Here is a 19,247-nt window from a genome sequence, read left to right as displayed (position 1 = left end):
GATTGCTCCTTGTCTGCTTAAGATGCTATTTGGTTTTCAAGCGTGACTATACGTTGCTGTTGCATTGCCACTTGCTTCTTTAATGCTTCAATCTCTTCATGTTGCTCATTATCACGCTTGTCTAAATCTTGGATAGCCATGGTGTTAACGTGTAAGAGCCGGAGTGTATCTATCCCATCCCCAGTAGCATCATGAAAGTATAAGTCTGTTTCATCCAGAATTAATCCTAAATGCCTCCTTACACTGTCTGATTGCTCCTTATAATGGAACTCCTTGAAGTTCAACTCATTCAAAAGTGAAATAGGATTGATATAAACATCCGATATGTTCTTCTTGTATTCTCTTCTGGAAAATTGACTAAGTTCTTGATACTGCAATGTTCCTAATTGTAATAGACTATAAACCGTATCTGCAGCATTACGGATTTGGAATCTTTCTGATGATCCATTAAGTCCTTTTAGAAGTACTGTACCCATTCTAAGAACAGCATGTTGCTCGGCCTCCTTGGACTCAAAAGTGACCACACCTGTAGTTCCGATATGAACCGTGTTTGCAGAAGACAACCCACGAATACGATTAGTTACTAAAGTGCCATCGTTTTCAAAGTATGCCTTTGTTGATCCGTCTCCAGCACCAGACCTAAATTCTGCGATTCTACCAGAGTTCTGGTTGGTAAAGTATGCTGCTGAGTTAACACTATTTCTTCTGACCCAAAGATAATCAGAAGTATTGATTTGATCAGTGGTCAAACTACCATCTATTGCTACAATGCTCGAATTAATTCGCAAGGAATTCAAGCTATAGCGCATGGTTGCAAGTACGCTTGAACCTGTGTTATTCAGCCAGGCTACGCTGTTACCTTGCAAGCTTACTTGCTCCACGGTAGTAGCAGAACTGTTAATATATTGTACGAAAATACCGTTCTCATTAATGATAGTTCGGTTTCCAGCTGATGTAGAAGTTCTCTCAAAACTTCCTCCAACTACAGCTCCTGAAAAAGTACCGGTTGCTCCGTCTAAATGGCCACGCATTGTAACAAGACCGTTTGAAGCTACTACAAACTGATTGTTAATGTTTAGGCCGTTTAGGGATTTGATGTGATACGCTTCAATTTCGTTTGCTTTTATTTGGATGGCGGTGATGGTATCTGTTTCGATTTGACCGCCGTTTATGGTGGTTTTACCTGACATTTGCCAAAGGTCTACTCTCTCCTTAGCAAAGTTTGCACCATTTGAACTACCGCCCGGCCAATTAATATTCCCACTACTTTGTTCACTTGGCATATAATGATTACTTAAAGTGGATACATTACTTAAGGATGACGTGCTTAAAGCGACCATTGCGTGCGAGCCAGCTGTACTGTTGTACTCTCCATCAAAATAAGCACCGTTGTTCCAGATTTGATACATACTCCCGCCTATATACCTTAATCCAACATAACTAGATCCATTGTAATCACATGTAATTAGCTCATATTTGTCAGCACTTTGTACTCCTACACTACGAAAAGAGGCAGAAGGTAAGCTTGTACTTGTATGGTTAACGACAACATCAATAACAGCCGCATTAGCATGTCCACTCACACGCTTTCCGTATAGTCTTCCTAAGACATAGTTGCTAGAGCCAGAACCAATCCCACATAGTAGTATCACCCAATCATTTACATCACCTGTTTCCCAACTTATTGATGTTTGTTTAACTTTGGTCGTAGGGTCATACCCATTTGCAAACGTAACACTCCCATCAATGTGTATCTTACTCGCCGAAATTCTAATGGTTTCAGCCGATTGATTGATAGATGAAATTACTCCATCTTTTTCGACTCGCAAATCAATCTCATCCGACAAGAGATTGATATTGGCTTCTGCAGTAGTCACTCTCCCTGACAATGTATCTAGAGATGTCTGAGAAGCTTTAAGAGCAATCTGGTTAGCTTGTTGTAGAATGCTAGTCTCTGCAGTTGTGATTCTTCCTGCATGTCCGTCAATTTGACCTTGGACGTCCTCGGGGGCTGGTGTCCAGTCTGTGGCGCGGTTTCCTTCAACAAAAACTAAATCAAATATATCCACTACTGCAGAAGTCTCTACACCCCTGTTTGGTTGAATATAAATCAAGTGAGTAGGGGTCACACTGGCACCTGTTTGTATATGCACCTCTACCTTATGAATTTCAGTATCATCCGACGTAAATACAGATGACCCTTGACTGTAGCTCATACCACGTTTAATTCCGTTTACAATTACAAAGTTGTTTGAGAAACTCCCATCAGTATGACCACCAAAAGCAACTAGCGAACCACTTATTTTTCTGTAAGAATACGAGAGAACATATTTACTATTTGGTTTAATGTTCGGTATAGAAACCCTCGCACCGTCAGAAGTTCCAACTGCAGATATTTTTATATAACCGTTTATGATGTATGTTGATTTATCAATAGTCCCTATAGAACTAAGATTTTTGTCAACTATTAGATTCCGCCCACCAATACTAAGCGCATCAAACTCCGTCTTCGTCACCCTTTGCGTAATCTGATCAGACAGTTGAGAGATATTACTGTTTGCACTTGTAATCTGATTGCCCTGATTGGTGACAGTTTGAGTTAAACTGCTAACATCTGAAATGATGCTATCAGCTTTAATGTCTAAGCTGGCCACATCACTTTTAGTTGAAATTATTTCTCCACTTAGATCTTCTATGGACGTTTCTGTGCTTGAAACTCGACTGGAGATGCCTGAAATGCTTACATCTAGTTGTGACATCTTGTTATTATAGATAGTAGTGTCGACTTTTTTACCAAGTTCTGTGTTCACTTGAGCCTTAGTATAAACGTCTGCAGAGTTAGCTTTTAATGACACTTGGTCATTTAACACGGTAATACTAGCCTCAGTATCGGTCACTCGCCCGGTTAAGGTTTCTACGGTTGTTTGATTAGCCTTGAGTGCTATCTCGTCCGTGTGTTGCTGTATGATTGTCTCATGTTGACTCACTACCCCGTCCAAGCTTGTCAGCTGGTTAATGGTGGTGGTCACCCTACCATCAACCGTATTGATATCCTGCTCTACAGTGACGATCCTTCCATTTGCCAATTCCAAGCCTGCTTGATTCGCCTCTGCAAGGGCTAATACTTCATCTGCTCTTGTTTGTAGTGCGAGAATATCGTTAGTGGCTTGCTGCTCTACTAGCAAAAGATCGTTTCGAATGATATCCATACTTGCTTCTAGCGCTAACCGTTTAGCTTCCAGTTCGGCATTGGTATAGCCTTTACTCTCACCAATCGCTTGCTGTTTTTTTTCTTCGGCTACAATGTCGGTGTAATGGGTTAATTCATCATGTAAAGCTTGTTCCTTCTGGTCAGACGTTTCCTTATCGTAAGCCCCAACCTCATCTGCAAAGGTAGGAGTAGCCTTGTCCCAGTCCTTGATTGCAGCATTCCAAGTGTAGATGACATCACGTTCGCCACTTGTATCTACCCACACCATGCCAGCTTTCGGATTAGGTGGAGGCGTGTTGCTTCGGATAATTTTGGCGCCGTATAGTTGTTGCAGTTGGAGGAAGGTCTTCATCAAATCTTCTTCTGCGTATTCAATAAAATCCCCCAGTACGTATTTTCGTTTTGTCTTGCCTGAAATAGATCGGTGGATTTCTATGACTCTCGCTTCCAGATATAAAGGTGGTTCATAAGAAGTGTCTTTAATCCGGTTGGTATCACCTAAACGAACCTTTTCATGTGTGTAGCCGAATATCTCTTCCATTGAAACTACGTCAGCTGTAAATTGGACAGTGGTGTTTATCCTCTTTGCCAACTGCACTTCACCAAGTTCCGTGAGACGTTCGGAAGTTACGTTGTCTTCATTAAAAACTGGTTCATAATCCTCCCAAAGATGTTCCCCATCCCTTGCCCAACGTTGTTTCGCTTCCTCGCTTTTCACTTCTACGACTAACCTAGTCCCATCTTCTTGTTCCGGCCCAAGCACCCTAAGAGCAGTAACAATATCAGAGTTTTCAATCCGTTCCACACCAATGAGGTCTTTGCCGAGCCTTGTCTCTTTCTTGGTGTCTTCACCCCTGCGCTTAATCAAGTCAACGTATCTACCTATAATGCGGTTGCCATCTACTTCGATTCGAAAACGAAGCTCTAATTCAAACAAACTAGCAAGTTGTTTAAGCACCTGGTATGGATCCTTGTATCCGTCTATTGTTACCTTACGGATGCCTGCATATTCTGTGATACCACGTTGCCAACCAGTACCACCCAGCGTCCAATCTACAGCCATATTGACTGTTTGGGAATCGAGGATCGATGGAGATATGCGTTTGCCTTTCTTTAGCTCAATATAGGAGGCAATAGTCTTGATTTTTTTCTTTTTGTCCCTTTGAGCCGTTTCTAGGATAATAAATTCACGTAAGTTTCCATCATCATCCGGAATGATTACTCGATTTCTTTTGGATGCATGTGTTGCAGCTGGTATCGTTGCTAACATGGTAAAATCATAGGTTTCCAAGTTCTTAATACTTAACACATGTGTGTCTTCAAAGAAAGATGGGTTATTTACCTTGTTCACCAACGTACAACGAATCTCATCTGTTTGGTGATCCAGAATATGAATCTGACTAATGGTAAGCCCCCCTTACTCTTCCTTCAATATCCACTGCATCACCTGGTGAGATGACTAAAGCCGTATCCCCACTTTGAATCGAGAAAAAGGATGCCATAAAGTCACCTTTAAGCTTCTGCATTTCCTCACCGTTAACTATGATGGAATCATTTCTGTGATCGATAATAATTTCATCGCCCTCGTGAGCGATATACGGGACTATATCTTCTGTGATGATATTACGCTTAAATACCTTCACGTTGTGAATTTGCATTTTGGATGGCTGTCTATCTTTGCTAACTCCAATATGAACCTGTATGGCTGCAAGCTTTTTCAAATCGCCAGACTCCAAGTATGAACCATGCAAAGGCCCTATATGTCGGCTTCCGATGTTGGCTATATATACATTCCATTTACCTTCTATACGAGTAATTCGAATAATCCCCTTAAAGGGAATCCAGTCACTAGGTCTAGGTGGAGTTCCGGTAGCAATATAGGTACCACTAACTAAAGGTCCTACTCTTGCCTCTACCTGATTAAGATAATCACCAGTTAAGATATCTTTCATTGCTACTTTTCCGATGTGTTGGCCATTTTCATCAAGAAGATAAAGCTCCACACGCCCCACTTCTGTATTTCTTAAGGATTGTAACGTTAGATTTATTTCCACTTCGAAATTATCAAGCTGCTGTGATAAAGATTTTTGAAGGGACGGTCCGTGCCACGAGGTTCCTTCTCCAAAGTCACTAGCAGAGAAGCCGTTTCCGTCCGCTTGAAAACTACCTGTACGAACGCCTCCATCAATGGTGTGTGCATCTGTCCAACCCACTAATGTAGACATAGTGTCGTTCAAAATAGACTCTCGAGGATTAATTACAGTCTCTTCTACAGATACCGGGCGCCCTATCCTCATATATCCATCCGGTCCGATAATATCCAAATGTGTTATAGGTTTCTTAGTAATCATAGTGAACACTGGGTAGGTTTCTCTCGTCCCAGGGTTGTTCATTACTAATGTATTAACTTCTTCTGTGGATGCTTGTGTGGTAAAAGTTAGTTCAGAACCGTATTTATAAGGGTCAGGGCAAATGAAAGTGATAACTCCCTTGCCAAACCTTGCAATATCTTCAATATTTAACGAACCGTCAATAACAGCAAAATATACACGGTTTGGTTCATCGTCAAAAATAAGTTTGACCGGATCTTTGGTTATTAACCAGTCCGCAAGGTCTTCCTCAAGATTTCGCACATCAAATCTATCTTTGCCGTTTATCACAATTGGCTGTTGAATAATTCTCACTTCTGTATCGGTACTCTCTAAATGCGCACCAGGTAATCCTGCTAGGGTGACAAAGTTCCTTCTAATTGGTGCAAATGCAGACCGTCTTTTGCCTGTTTCACAGATTACATAAGATTTTTTAATAGAGTTAAATGAAAAAGAGTAAAGCATCGCTTCACCCCCTTTTAAAATTTGCTTGTTCTGTATTCTTCAAAATCCATAATTTCTTTCATTGGTTCATATATCCTGTTTGCCAATTCTGTAAAATCAATACCGGATGATGAACTCTCTTTTTGAAGGATTCCCATTAATATTTTGTTCTGTTGCAATGTAGCTTGCAGAATTTCATTTAAAGTAGAGTTATCATGTCCACCCACATTAGGAAGTTGAGACGGGCGTTTATTTCCACTTATATCTCTGCCAGCCAATGCTAGTAACTTCATAGCGTCAGTTCTGCGACTTGGATCAGTAGGTATCACCCATTCTGGCCAACCATCCTCCGCAATAGGGTAGAGTCCCATTGTATTGATACGGCCACCAGTAGCAAATCCTTTTTCGGCAACAGGGATATCCCATTTTTTCAGAAGAGACATACTGTCTTCATTTGGAATCACTTTAGAGCCTCGTGGTAAGTGCAGTAGCTCAGGTCCTTCTTCCCCTACCCAGGAGAGACCCCCTCGCCAATTACGAGTTCCTTTCGCGTTTTTTCCAATGCCAAGGAGGTTTACACCAACACTAACTGTGCTGGAAATTAAACTTCTGAGAGTGTTTAATAACGTGAGTCTGATGCCTTTGGTCGCACTTTTTTGAGCATCCCTATGGATTCGAGTGTTGTCTCCATGATCAGAAATACTAACACTTTTCCTAGCGTCCTTCTCGGCTGCTCTTTGAAGTTTAGAGGTACCCCCCTTGTCATCTATATCAACTTGTTTGGTTACACCCTTTCCAGCTTCCTTCGTCAACTCTCTTGCCTTCCCGGTTCCTTCATCAATTCTTTTGTTGACTTCGGCCTGTTCACCCTGCATGTCACGAATTTCGCCTTTTGCACTTTGGTAACTATTCAAAGCCTCTCTTAAATTATTTAGTTCTTCCTGCTGCTGTTCGTTCAACCCGCCCTGGGCATCTCGAATGTTATTAAGTTCTTGGATTTTCCCTTGTGTCTTTTTAATAGATTCGTCCAACTGTGAGAGCCCTTTGGAACCTTCTTCATTGATGCCAACTTGAGCTAGTTGCAAGTTTATCATTTGATTATATAACTCAATAGTCTTGTTAATTTCTTTGTCGGCCTCTTTGACTGCTTTTTGCTTTTCGATCACGCGATCAGCTGCATCTATAATGGCCTGCCCATCCAAGTCGCGCTGAATCTCTAACTGACGTATGTGTTCCTCAGTAGCCCAAACTGCCCCTTCATCTTCTAAACGTTTGTTTTCGGCCAAAAGCACTCTTGCCTCTTCAATCTGCTTTTCTGTTTCCGCTGCAGCTAATTCAGCATCATTTCTCTCTTTTATTGTCTTGTTTAGTTCTTTCTGGGCGTCGATTCGCTTTTGGATATCATCATCCATCGTTTCTTCTGCTTTTATCCTTTGATTTTCAAGTTCAAGCTTGATGCTTTCTCTCAAGGAATTATTGACTTCTTCAATAGCACCTTTGCTTTCTATAATCGCATTTCCTCGGTCTGAATAGGACTGTTTAATTTCCGGTGTAGTTTCAATGATTTTGTCATTCAATCTAAGCATTTCTACTAGCTCATCATTGCTCATACCGGATTTCTTCCGAAGTTCTTCAGCCTCATCTTTTAATTTGGCAATTTCCTCAGCTGATTTCGCCAAATCCATTTCGCTCTGAATATCCCGGAAACGCAATAGCTCATCGTTAGAAAGTTTGTTTTTCTCCTGAAGAGCAGTATATTTCGTTGTTAAATCATCTAGTTTGTTCTTCTGGTCAATAAGGGTATCCGCATGTTCAAGGTTCACTTCTTTCGACTTTTCAATGGCATTATTCAGTAGTGCAACTCCACCTGTTAGAACGGTGGCACTAGTGACCACCAACCCTATTGGACCCGGTATTTTTCCTAAGATGCCAGTTAACCCTTTACCAGCTCCAAGAAGTCCTAATAATGGACTAACAACCTTCGTGATTGCACCTAAGCCAGTAGCCATGAATCCTAATGTGGTTAAAGTGGGGCCAGCTGCTAAAGCTATTCCTCCAACCATTAGAGCTGCATCTTTTCCGGCAGGTGACAGATCATTAAACGCATCTGTTACGTCGCTAATGGTGTCTGCTACTTTAGGGAGAATGTCTTCTGCAATATCTAAAAGCTCTTCTCCAACCGGTTCCATGTCCGTTAAGAAGTCACGCCATACTTTCGATGCTCTTGTGCCGAAATTATCACGTAAAGCATCACTCGCCTTTTTCGTAGATCCTTCCACATTACTTAACCCGTTACTGGCTTTTAACATGGCATCAAAAGCCTTTTCTCCAAGGTCCTCATACTGTGTCCCGAAAAGGTCCGTTGATACTGTATTCTGAACTGTTTCATCATCAGTTTCTTGGAGAGCTTTAAGAACTTTCTCAAATGCTTTTTTAGCAGTGTCTCCGCCTTTATTAAATTCCTTAGTCATCTTATCTGCATTTAGACCAAGTGCTTGAAAGGCTTCTGTACTAGTTTTAGAGCCGTCCTTTGCTCTTACAGAAAACTCCTTCATGGAATCTCCGACTTTATCTAGCTGGAACGCCCCTGTTTCAGCACCACTTTTCAACTTCGCAAACATATCATCGCTTGTAAAACCGAGTTCGGCAAAGTACGTGGAGTATTCAGAGACAGTGTCGAGGAATTCATCACTATAATTCAGGTTCTCCTGGAACCCTTTAGTTAAATAGTCCATCGCTTCTTGAGAAGACATACCGAACTGTTCCATAAGGACCTTCATTGCTCTTAATGTCTCACGCTGGTCTCCCCATCCCCGTGATTCAAATAGTTCTAGACCTTTAGTTACATAGGAGAGATCGACTCTACTTAAGTCTCCAAGCGCTTTGGTAACTCCGGCTACCTTATTCGAAACGGACCCAATGCTATCTCCAAATCCATCTTCCCACAAATCTTTTGCCGTTTCGTGAAGTGCTTTCGCTTCTTTTTCAGAAAGACCAAGTTCAGCTTGAATCTCACCAGAAGCCTTATCGAAATCAAGCGCAGTTTTACCGGCAGCAACGCCAAAACCTATCAGAGGGGCAGTCAGCTGCATCGACAAGGACTGACCAGCGTTCTTTGTCTTATCTCCAATATCAATAAGTGCATCACCTGTTTGATTTAGAGACTTTCGAAGAGAAACAAGCCTGGATTCGCTGAGCTCCTGTTCTTTACGGAATTGCTTCATTTCTTCAGTTGTCCGATCAATGGAACGGGATAAATTGTTTAGGTACGTTCTCTGATTGTTATATTCTTTGGCAGCCTTCTCTGCTTCCTTAGATCCTTCTCCATGTTCCTTGACCATCTTCTGGTAAGACTTCATTGCACTCTCAGTAATTGTCTTTTGGACTTCAAGCTTCTTATTAAGTCCATTTAAGGTGGTTTGGTACTTATCCAGAGACCTGTCTCCTTTGTCAAAGGCAGAAAGATTTGCTTTCATTTCACTGCTGACCAGGGCCATTTTGGAGCGAAGGTCAGTGAGCCCGCTCTCCATTTTCAAGGTATCTAATGATAAGCCTATAGAGAGACCTTCAATACGTTCTGTCATGGGTTAACCTCCCTTCTTATTTTGAGTGAATGACTAGCCGCCAAAAGCAGCAATAAGAGATTTTTCTTTTCGAGGCTTGTTTTTCTCGTGGAGAATTTCTACTAGGAAATGAAACGGCATCGCTAAAATTTCGTTAATATCTTTGCCGTCTTTAACTAAATCAAGAATTAGTTTATCCAAGTATTCCTTTTGTTTTTGAGGAGTATAATCGGCATCACTCAATTCTTCTTCGCCAGGTACTTTTTTGTCTCTTCACTTTGTTGCCCTCGAGCGATGAAAAGGATTTGCTCATATAAAGTTTGAACCGCATCCGGTGCATGTAGGCCCTTTGTTAGCTCTTCTTTTGTGAATTGCCCCTTGTAAATATCATTGGCAACGAAGTCGAGTAGTTTTTCAATGAGTTCCTTTTCATTGAGCCCCGTGTTTTTCTCTAAATCGTTAGACAGGTCAATTGCTTGATATACTGTTGCTAGAGGAATAAACACAGGGGTCAGATATTTTTCTGTAACGATTTCCCCCTCTTTAACTTCTTTCACAATTTCAATCATATTACGTTTCAATTTAGCCACATGAATCTCTCCTTCACATAATAAAAAAGCAGGCCGAAGCCCGCTTTAATAGATTCCATCTCAATTATTAGACTTCAGGTGTTGCATCCGGATGTGGTACACCAAATACAGCCATAAATAAAGCATCCCGTTGAGTGTTCAACCCGGACTCGTCAAACCCGAATATGACGGATTTATCTTTATCGAATCCTTCTACTTCACGATCCATAAACTCAGCTGTGATTTGTTCCCCTTGAAACTGTGTTTCGCCTTGCTTGGTTTGCCCATTGATTGCTGGACGTAAGAATATTCCTTTTGTTAGGCCAACCCATTCCTTACTACCGTCTTCTGCGGTTTTTGCAAATACACACGCAACATAAGGAGGCGTATCTTCACTACCGAAAGAATGCAACCCCTCAGTCGTAGATTCCAGTCCAAACAATACTTTTTTGTCTTCGATAGGTAGTTTGTGAAACGCCCCATTCACAGTGATGTTGCCTGAAGCTACGGCAATCTCAGCAGTGGTATTGTCTCCATAAGCTCGAACCGCCGTTTGAGGCATCTCTACCGTGATGTTTTGTAAAAACTTCACTCTTTCAACGGTCCCTGAGATAATTGCTGGATCTGTTCCACCCAAGACAGCATAATAAAACTCGTCTACTCCAGTGGTAGCTTTATAATTCTTCTCTGCAAAAAACTGTAGATCAAACTTTAAATCTGTATCATTATTCATTTATAAACCTCCTATTAATCGATATAAATTTTGCCACGGTATCTTCTTGCATCTCGATATACACCTGTATCAGGGTCCCATTCATCGACCCCTGTACCTGTTTGTGAAAAGCCAAGCACCTTCCACATCACACTCCGAATTTGTTTAGCAATAGACCCCGTGTCTTCCAGACTTTTCGACCACACTTCAATCTGAAATAGGTAATCATCTGTTAGCCACTGATTATCTGCATAATCCCCGGGAACTGGTGAGGCAATTGGATCAATGACGATGCAGGGCCCACTGACATCACCTGCAGCAGGGTACTCGTAAAACTTTATTCTTCCGTTCACTTTAGACTGTATAAAAGAATCTGCAAGAAATGCGTCATGAATTTTATAAATCAACGCATTCCCTCCTTCAGTATCCGTTTGATTACTTGGCGATATGGTTTCTCAGCATTTCTCATTGCGCGGGCAATAGCACCTTTACCAGCTGGGTTCGGATTTGTTATAGTACCAAATTCATTGAGATGAATAATACGGTAACGGTTTTTAGGACCTCTCCAACGTATTCTGATTGTCCTTACACCATTCTCAGTAGAAGGAGGGAAGAAGGTCATCTCTTCTATTGATCCTCCGGTGTCCTTAAACTGCTCAAATTCTTGCTTGAGCTCTTTGATGAAAACCTCTGCACCTTCTTGAAGTGCCTGGTCCGTAATTCGTTGAATTTTCTCTTTGCCTAAACGGATTTCTAAGTCCTTCAAAAGTTTACCCATGCCTTTGATGTTCACGCTCATTCTACCAACCTCGCAATCACATTGATGAATGCATGATTCTGTAGGTCCGGCTGTACATGTTTTACGTTATATCGTTTGTCCATATACTCAGGGGCATCAATAGAAATATAGTGTTTATTGGTAGGAATAAACTCCGCTTGTGGGTCTCGGATGGTCAATGTGATATCGGAAAGAGTACCGTTTGACTTGGCCATTTCCATGTCTTTCAGCCAAACGTTGTCCACTTTCGCCCAGGCGTCATATAAAACTTGTTTTTCTGTTTCTCCTGGTAAAGGTCCTGAATTGGCTTCATATTCGTAAAAAACAACAGGGGTCCTAAGGTCCCCTGTTTTCACACGGGGTGGCTTATACTTAAATGGTTGTATCGAAATCACCTGCTTTAAAGGCTATGTCCAGTCCCAAGCTAGTTAACTCACTTAAAAAGTTATCTTCAAAATATTCGAGAGCGTCGTTATATACGTACCTGGTACGTTCAAACACCAATTCCCTTGCCCGAAAATCGATATCAGTAGTACCTTCCACCTCGAAATCTCCACAGGTCCCCCGAATGGCCACAATAGAAAAGGACAACAATTCTTTTAAATTGTCGTCCTCACTTGAATGTGTGATATGCATCTTGTCCTTAAACTTTTTAAGAAGCTCCGTTGATATTTCCAACTAGATCACTCCTTGCCTTCTTGCTCCGATTTAGCATCTTCTAGCTTGCTTTTCAACTTTTCAAGACCTGTATTCGGGTGAAAAGAAACACCTAGAGACTCCAGTTCCTTTTTAATGGCTTCCTTTTCAGTTTCAGTATCTTGCTCATTGGAAACAGAGACCTGTTCCGCTTCAACATCTTTTTCTTTGGAGACAGGAACCTGTTCCAACTCTTCAATGAAAATACGCTTATGTTTTGGATGAATAGAGGACAATTCCTTGATACGACTATCAGTAGGTTTATAGCTACCTTTAGGGTAGGCATCACCAATTTTATATCTTCTATTCTTATCCTTAGTGTCGGTAAATCCATTTACTACTTTATAAGTTTTCATAGACTATCATTCTCCTTTCCTGTTTTAAACTGCTGGTTCTTCAACCGGATCAAGGTTCAAGTCATATATTTGGACGGCGTAGTTATCTTTCGGCTTACCTGTTGCAAATTGCTTCGCGATATAAAGTGTCGCATCCTCAAGTGCTAGTGTCTGATCAAACTTCTTCACTTCCATTGCTCCGCCTATAGCTGCAAGATACTCGCCACGGACAAAGAAAACGACTTTTCCTTTAGGTACAAACATAGATTCTGTGATTTTCGGGTTAAAAGGTAGACTTGTTACATAGACACCTGCCGCGTTTTGAACTGTTGCATTAGCTTGGACACCGAAGTTGTCAAACGGATTTACTACCATAACTACTTTACCTGCAACATTTCTTACTTTCTCTTTGGCATTTTCACCAGTTCCAACGACTCGAATAGAAAGCTTCTCTACTACACCTTTCAATTCATTGATAGTCGTTCTACCCGGCTCAAATGTTAGCGTTCCAACAGAAGCTTTGTCAGGGTATACTCCATCTACCACAGCACCTTGCAGATCCTTCAAAAGACCAATAGGCATGTCTTTCCCTGTACCTGTAACATATCCTTTTTCAAGACCCACTGCCATTGCTTCTGAAATCATAGTACGGACATAACGCTCAATCCAAACTGGTCCAAGCTTCAACATATCATTGGATAACGGGATGAAAGCTGTTAACTTGAGTTGTTCAATTTTCTCTTTACGGAATGTAGCATTTAGCTGACCTTTAATATCGCCAAACAATGGGCCCCAAATAGCCATACCCTCAGGATCGCCATAAATGAATTCTGTCACGGCTCCAAGGTTTTGAATGCCGATTTCTTGGAGTAATGGATGAGCTTCAACCAGGTCGTCAAAGATTCGTTCCTGAGTAGTTTTCGGAAGTACTTCGTTATCTGTAAATCCGCCTTGTTCAATGACAGCGTTGAAGAATTTTGTTTCATCACTAGTAAGTACATTGGCACCACGAGCTTGCATAATTGCGCTATCTGCCATTTGTGTATTGACCTGGGCCATAATATCACCTTGTACATCTTGTGCAAGGGCTTCGAGCATAGCGTTTAACGCTGCTGCTTGTTCCTCTGGAGTTCCATTCTGTGTTGCTTGTGCAAAAGCTAGTTTCTTCTCTTCAAAATTATTAAATCTAATTGGTGGCATGTTTTATTCTCCCTTCAAATGTAAAAAGAGCGAGCTCATATTCTGCTTAGGTTCAGCAGGTTTAGGAGCTGGCTCTTCTTTTGGTTTAAAATCATTTTTTATTTCATTTTTAAATTCGGTAAACATCTGTTTTAATGTTTCCGCATCGATGCTTGCAGATGCAACAGCTGGTTGGGACAAGGCAGGCTTTGAAATTTGATTGTTAAATTCCTTCGCTTTGTTTTCAAAGATAGATGATTCAACTTCTTCAGGTTTAGAATCAACAATTTCGTCAATCAAGCCCTTTTCCAGCGCTTTTTTCGCCGATAAGTATGTTTCATCATCAAGAAGCTTTTTCGCCTCATCCTCGTCAATTCTATGCGTATAGCAAGCCAATACAGATTCGCCTATACTATCCAAGTCATCTGCAACCTTCCTAAGCTCTTTTGCATTTCCCACAGCATAAGTCCATGCATTGTGGAGCATCAATTGGGTGTTGCTATATGCCCTAATGACATCAGCACCCATCACAATTACTGATGCAGCACTTGCTGCAATTCCGGTTATTGTGACTGTCACCTTACCCTTATGACCTCGTAATGTGTTCATAAGGTCTATACCTAAGAAAACATCTCCGCCATAAGAATTGATTTCAAGGTCAATGTCATCATCTTCCTTAATCGTTTTCATCTTATTGTTAAAATCCCAAATACTTGAGTTCCAGCTGATAATATCCCCTTTTATCTTATGCTTCATTCTTTCTCACCTCCTTTAAGTGCTTCTCCGCTTTCCTGGTAGTTCTTAGTAATAACAAACTTGTCCAGCATCGGATCATCCTCTCTCTCTTTACCTAACTCTTCTCGAAGTTCATTACCACTCATAACCCCTGAAGACCTAAGCTTGTCAACGGCTGTAGCCACGTCAAACATGTTGCTGTAAGAAACTCGCTTGCTTTCCAACTTCCTGCCTGCCAGATAATCTTTTTTGTCTATTACCTTTGCATTCATTTCATCCTTGATAGTTTTCAAGAAAGGATCGATACAGAAAGTCATATAGTTACGGGTTACCTTTTCGACATCAGCCATGTCCCCATGAATAAGTGGTATAGGAATCCCCAATGATTTAGCTACTTGATTGAGGAAACCATCAGTCACTTTATTTACTTCATCCACACTTTGTGTTTGGGAAGAGTTGTTGATTTCCTCATAACTGAATCCCTTTTGTTCCGGAACAAGAGCAACTGATTTTGTGGAAAATGCTTCATAGACTTTATTGATGTAGTTTTGTAGCTTTACTTTAAAGGCCTCTCCTTTTTCGTTAACTCCATCAATTTTAACCTTCCCGCGAATCTGATTTTTCCGTTTCTGGAACTCTATGATTCTGCCAAATAGTTCACCGTAATCCGTGTAAAGACTATCCAATAACTTTGTCAGGTTCGTATTACTGTATGGAATATAAATGACATCACTCATTTGAAATGTACGTGAAAACTCATAATTCCTTACTTTCACTTCTTTGAATGTATCGTCAATCATTGCGTATTCCGTTCGCTTGAAAGATTCAGCTATTAGTAAATCTCCGCTGTCTGACTGAACAATAAGGCACTCATTATTATGAATCATTCTATGGACCACAGTTTGCCAAAACTCACTTGAGGACATATTCCTGTTAGGTCGAACATTCAACTTGTAATACATTTCATCCTTCAAGATTTTTTTGTCTTTCTTCACATAAAATTCCGTCTGACTGATTGTACGAGCAATCATATTGACACATATTTGTATGGCCAGCTTTTTCATGTGAATTCTGGTTGAGGTCTCTCCGATCAGTTCAAAATCATAAAGGTGTTCCAACTCACTATTTTTTTTAATTATATCCAGCAGTCCCAATGTCTCACCTCCTTCTAGCTAAAATGTAATATCATCCAGGACAAACTCCTCTTCTCCATCAGGAAGCTCGTCCACCCGATATAATCCATGTACAAAACATTGAAACCCATCTGTCTTTCTGCGGACAGGCTCTTTTTTTTCATATTCCTTGTTACCATCTTTCTTGATTTTAACTAGAACATTATTAGTGAACCATCGCATCAAAGGATGATCTCCAAAGATAAATAATCGATTGGCGAAACCTAACTCCACGCGCGGCGCCAGTAAACTATGAATTGCTTTTGGATTCCGAATCACTTCCACTTCGAATCCGGCCTTCTCAAACAACGGCTTTAACACTTCCATTCGAAAGTTATCTCCTATTATTTTTTTTATGTGATAGTATTCACGCTTCTCAACAAACCAGTCGACAATTGTTTGTGGGTTAATTGTTTCCTCATCAACCACAGATAGCAGGCCCTCTTCTTCCCACTCACGAATAGGAGCAAATGTCCTCTTACCCGCCATTTCGGCATCTTGCTTTTTAGAGTAGCTGTAATATTTATCAGCAAACTCTTTTCTTACATAAGAATGCGTAATGAATGGGTACTTTCCTTCATACCTAAACACTAGACCACATGACGCAAAGTCACGAATGCTCGCGAAGTCTATGCAGCCCATACATTCCTTATGCAACAAATCCGGAAGTGGTTGATTAGTAGCTTCAATCTCTTCCCATTTCGCAACAGATCTTTCCAAGTCAGTGACCGGCAAGTTCATACGCTTAGTCATGAACTCTTCCCGGTTGCTCGGATCATCTTCCAGATCTTCGTACTCTTCCATAATTGTATCGAAGAGCCCTTGGGCGTATTGGCTTCGAGGATGACTTAACATAGGGTTTGATTTTTCCCAATTGTCCTGATCGTTTATTTCACTTTCTTCGTCTAGCTTACAAATGAAAGGGAATAAAGCGTTTGGTCTTGCTTCTCCCTTTAACACCTTCATTGCCTTTTCTTTCATTTTGTCGAGAAAGCCATCACGAACATATCCATCTGTACCAATATAAAATTCCCTCGGTGGCTGCTTCTTACCAAGACCACTTATATGGACACGGACATCTTTGTTTGATTCGTATTGGTGAATTTCATCAAACACAACAGCCCCATCACGCAAGCCGTCCTTTGTCTCACCGTTAGAAGTTCGGAACTTTAATACTGCATCAGTTTTCTTAGAGGTTATTTGCGTCTTAGTTCTTCTGAACATGGACTTTAAGGGTCCTGACCGACCAATAACATTGTATGATTCATCAAAGGATGTTTTTGCTTGGTCTTCTGAGTTTGCAACAATGGATATGTGATATTCTCTTATTCCGTGTAATGAGCTAATTAGAAAGTGAGTCACAACAGAAATTAAACCATTCTTACCTGCCCCTCTCCCTTTCATCCAAAAATGTTTCCGATAAAACACTCGGTTGTTTTGCTTGAAAAACAAAAAGACGAAAGCAATTAAAAACCGCTGAAATGGCTGCAATGGAAAATACCACTTCTCACCAAAACGAATACAGTTTTCAATCATTTCGTCATTAAAATATAAATCTTCTCGACTTAAAACATGCTCTTCCAGATACTCAATAAGTAAGATGCGTTCTTTATTTAGTTTTATTTTTCCTGATTTCCAGAGTTCTATATATTCATCAACATACTTATTCGATATCAAATTAGATCAGCCTCTGAATAATCATCACTTTCTGATGAAGGGGGTGCTCCATCGCTAATGAAGTTAAATGATTTTTCAATGGCCAACAACTGTGCATTGACTTTCATTTTGTCATTGACTGCCGGATGGCTTTTAACAAAGCGTTGATTGCCGTTCTCCGTAACCACGGTGGCCCCTTCTCGCTTGATATCTTTGTCCAACTCTTTATTTAATTTGACCAAGCTTATATATCTTTCTACTTTTTCTACTTCTACAAGATCATCGTTATCAATTCGACTCATCAATTGTTTTAGTAGTTTAGATATAGCAACAGCCATTCACACCCCCCCTTACGTAAGAATTTTTCTCTGGAAATCTCGACAGTTGCAATACCCTTACACCGGTGTCCCTTTCGAATAATAACGCAAAGTTTTTAAGGGGGGGTACCTACCATCGTTCGTCTTGTGCCCATTTGTTTTCTTTCCACACAAACTTTCGAAAGTATCGACCATGCTTTTTATTATGACAATTCACACAAAGTGTCTGAAGGTTCTCTTCATCAAGCGCTAAATCAGGACGGTCCTCAAGTTCTTCGATGTGATCCACAACCAACTGTATCTTCTTTCGCTTTGCCTTCTCGCTATACTCATTCGTATCTAGGAATACCTTACCCTGTCTCTTACACTCCTGGCATTCATAGTTGTCTCGCTTCTTTATTGTTTCTCGAATAAGTTTCCAGGCTTTGCTATCGTAGAACTTTCGTTTCTGTAGCTTGGATTGGTATTCAGGCAATTGATCACCTCATAAAAAAAGACAACTCAGATGAGATGTCTTAATAAATTATTCTATTCCCATAAATTGTTTTAGTTGAAATGCGGCATAGTCCTTCAAGACTTGGAATGGTACTCCACTTAATTCAAACCCTTTTTCTTTCAATCCTGCTTTGGTTCTGCTCCAAACTGATTCATTAGCTACTGTATCTAAGTAATCATTACCAAACCAAGTTAAGGTTGGGATATCTAACAAGACCATTCCACCTTTATAACCACTTTCTTTATAATCTATTAATCCAGCTTCTCTCATTATTTTTAAGTGGTAAATATACACTTTATCTTCTTCAATAACAGTATTAAAGCTCGTACGACCTTCCCCACTTGCAAATTCTAATAGCATTCCCCTTACAATTTCCATATCTCTTTTCATTTTTATACCTCCTTTCGTATAACATACATTCGACAAAAGGCAATTTACTTCCTTCTTACAACTCCTCCCACCCTTTTGTAAATATCCCGGTTCCTACCCATTACTTCTTCCCGCTCTCTCCTAAACAGCTGCTCATTTAGTTTCACTGGTTTAATTGTTCGCTTCTCCCTCCTCATTTGAATAGTTTTATTTGCTCTCTAGACAAATGATCAGCAAGTTTCAATAAATTCACCTTCTTTTAGACAATATAAAAAGCACCCATTAGATGGATGCTTATTAGATGGATGCTTTTTGATTTAAACTTGTTAAGTGTCTACTTGATTCCCGAGAATAATCAGCCATATCATGAAGTCTGGTTAATGCTTCACTAATCGCAAATAAAATTAAGGCATAAAATATTCCTGTTCCCAAGAAAATAACTGCAAATAACCATCTCTGTGGATGAGGAATTTCATCACCCTCTATGACTCCACCTGTTAAGGTTAACTCGATATCAGGTTCTGTTGTGGTTAGAGTATTACCTAACATAAGAAAACCTAATATGCCTATCACCAGAATGCTGTAGGCGGCGAATTTTATGGACCTATTCGTAAGTGAGTATCCTTCCATTTTCATCTCTCCTTTA

At 40.5% G+C, this 19,247-nt stretch carries 19 protein-coding genes; all 19 read right to left on the bottom strand.

The features are described 5' to 3' along the window. Positions 1-17 precede the first annotated feature (17 nt). Entirely contained in the window at positions 18-4,562 is a 4,545-nt protein-coding gene (locus FZC76_RS16175) for a phage tail spike protein (protein ID WP_262372681.1), read from the bottom strand. 49 nt (positions 4,563-4,611) lie between these two features. Beyond that, positions 4,612-6,045: a distal tail protein Dit gene (locus FZC76_RS16170; RefSeq protein ID WP_148989201.1), complete on the bottom strand. Its 1,434-nt coding sequence runs from the start codon at positions 6,043-6,045 to the stop codon at positions 4,612-4,614. A gap of 14 nt (positions 6,046-6,059) precedes the next feature. Further along, positions 6,060-9,608: a phage tail tape measure protein gene (locus FZC76_RS16165; RefSeq protein WP_148989200.1), complete on the bottom strand. Its 3,549-nt coding sequence runs from the start codon at positions 9,606-9,608 to the stop codon at positions 6,060-6,062. Positions 9,609-9,641: 33 nt separating this feature from the next. Next, positions 9,642-9,830: a phage tail assembly chaperone GT gene (gpGT, locus tag FZC76_RS16160; protein WP_148989199.1), complete on the bottom strand. Its 189-nt coding sequence runs from the start codon at positions 9,828-9,830 to the stop codon at positions 9,642-9,644. Then, positions 9,827-10,177, bottom strand: coding sequence for a phage tail assembly chaperone G (gene gpG, locus FZC76_RS16155; protein ID WP_262372661.1), 351 nt, complete (start codon positions 10,175-10,177; stop codon positions 9,827-9,829). Before gpG ends, gpGT begins: the two co-directional genes overlap by 4 nt. Before the next feature lie 67 nt (positions 10,178-10,244). Then, positions 10,245-10,889, bottom strand: coding sequence for a major tail protein (locus tag FZC76_RS16150; protein ID WP_148989198.1), 645 nt, complete (start codon positions 10,887-10,889; stop codon positions 10,245-10,247). Positions 10,890-10,903: 14 nt separating this feature from the next. After that, on the bottom strand, positions 10,904-11,275 hold the full coding sequence (locus tag FZC76_RS16145; RefSeq protein WP_187442108.1) for a tail completion protein gp17: 372 nt from the start codon (positions 11,273-11,275) through the stop codon (positions 10,904-10,906). Further along, complete coding sequence (locus FZC76_RS16140; RefSeq protein WP_148989196.1) at positions 11,272-11,667, bottom strand: hypothetical protein; 396 nt, start codon at positions 11,665-11,667, stop codon at positions 11,272-11,274. The genes FZC76_RS16145 and FZC76_RS16140 overlap by 4 nt, the downstream gene beginning before the upstream one ends. Beyond that, entirely contained in the window at positions 11,664-12,002 is a 339-nt protein-coding gene (locus tag FZC76_RS16135; protein ID WP_262372660.1) for a phage head-tail adapter protein, read from the bottom strand. Before FZC76_RS16135 ends, FZC76_RS16140 begins: the two co-directional genes overlap by 4 nt. A gap of 16 nt (positions 12,003-12,018) precedes the next feature. Further along, a complete protein-coding gene (locus FZC76_RS16130; RefSeq protein ID WP_148989195.1) occupies positions 12,019-12,324 on the bottom strand; it encodes a phage gp6-like head-tail connector protein in 306 nt (101 codons plus the stop codon). Positions 12,325-12,329: 5 nt separating this feature from the next. Beyond that, complete coding sequence (locus FZC76_RS16125) at positions 12,330-12,698, bottom strand: hypothetical protein (RefSeq protein WP_148989194.1); 369 nt, start codon at positions 12,696-12,698, stop codon at positions 12,330-12,332. A gap of 24 nt (positions 12,699-12,722) precedes the next feature. Continuing rightward, positions 12,723-13,877 (bottom strand): phage major capsid protein, encoded by a 1,155-nt coding sequence (locus tag FZC76_RS16120; RefSeq protein WP_148989193.1) that lies wholly within the window; start codon positions 13,875-13,877, stop codon positions 12,723-12,725. Positions 13,878-13,880: 3 nt separating this feature from the next. Next, complete coding sequence (locus FZC76_RS16115; RefSeq protein ID WP_148989192.1) at positions 13,881-14,612, bottom strand: head maturation protease, ClpP-related; 732 nt, start codon at positions 14,610-14,612, stop codon at positions 13,881-13,883. After that, on the bottom strand, positions 14,609-15,745 hold the full coding sequence (locus FZC76_RS16110) for a phage portal protein (RefSeq protein ID WP_148989191.1): 1,137 nt from the start codon (positions 15,743-15,745) through the stop codon (positions 14,609-14,611). Before FZC76_RS16110 ends, FZC76_RS16115 begins: the two co-directional genes overlap by 4 nt. A gap of 18 nt (positions 15,746-15,763) precedes the next feature. Continuing rightward, positions 15,764-17,440 carry a terminase TerL endonuclease subunit gene (locus FZC76_RS16105; RefSeq protein ID WP_148989190.1) on the bottom strand — a complete coding sequence of 559 codons (1,677 nt, stop codon included), beginning with the start codon at positions 17,438-17,440 and terminating at the stop codon, positions 15,764-15,766. Continuing rightward, positions 17,437-17,757 (bottom strand): P27 family phage terminase small subunit, encoded by a 321-nt coding sequence (locus tag FZC76_RS16100; protein WP_148989189.1) that lies wholly within the window; start codon positions 17,755-17,757, stop codon positions 17,437-17,439. The genes FZC76_RS16105 and FZC76_RS16100 overlap by 4 nt, the downstream gene beginning before the upstream one ends. A 109-nt stretch (positions 17,758-17,866) precedes the next feature. Beyond that, entirely contained in the window at positions 17,867-18,211 is a 345-nt protein-coding gene (locus tag FZC76_RS16095) for an HNH endonuclease (RefSeq protein ID WP_148989188.1), read from the bottom strand. Positions 18,212-18,259: 48 nt separating this feature from the next. Further along, entirely contained in the window at positions 18,260-18,622 is a 363-nt protein-coding gene (locus FZC76_RS16090) for a DUF2513 domain-containing protein (RefSeq protein ID WP_148989187.1), read from the bottom strand. A 276-nt stretch (positions 18,623-18,898) separates the two neighbouring features. After that, positions 18,899-19,231: a hypothetical protein gene (locus tag FZC76_RS16085; RefSeq protein ID WP_148989186.1), complete on the bottom strand. Its 333-nt coding sequence runs from the start codon at positions 19,229-19,231 to the stop codon at positions 18,899-18,901. Positions 19,232-19,247: the final 16 nt, after the last annotated feature.

It is taken from the genome of Sutcliffiella horikoshii, assembly GCF_008180725.1.
In the GTDB taxonomy this organism is placed as follows: Bacteria; Bacillota; Bacilli; order Bacillales; family Bacillaceae_I; genus Sutcliffiella_A; species Sutcliffiella_A horikoshii_B.
This window is presented reverse-complemented; position numbering and strand designations above follow the sequence as displayed.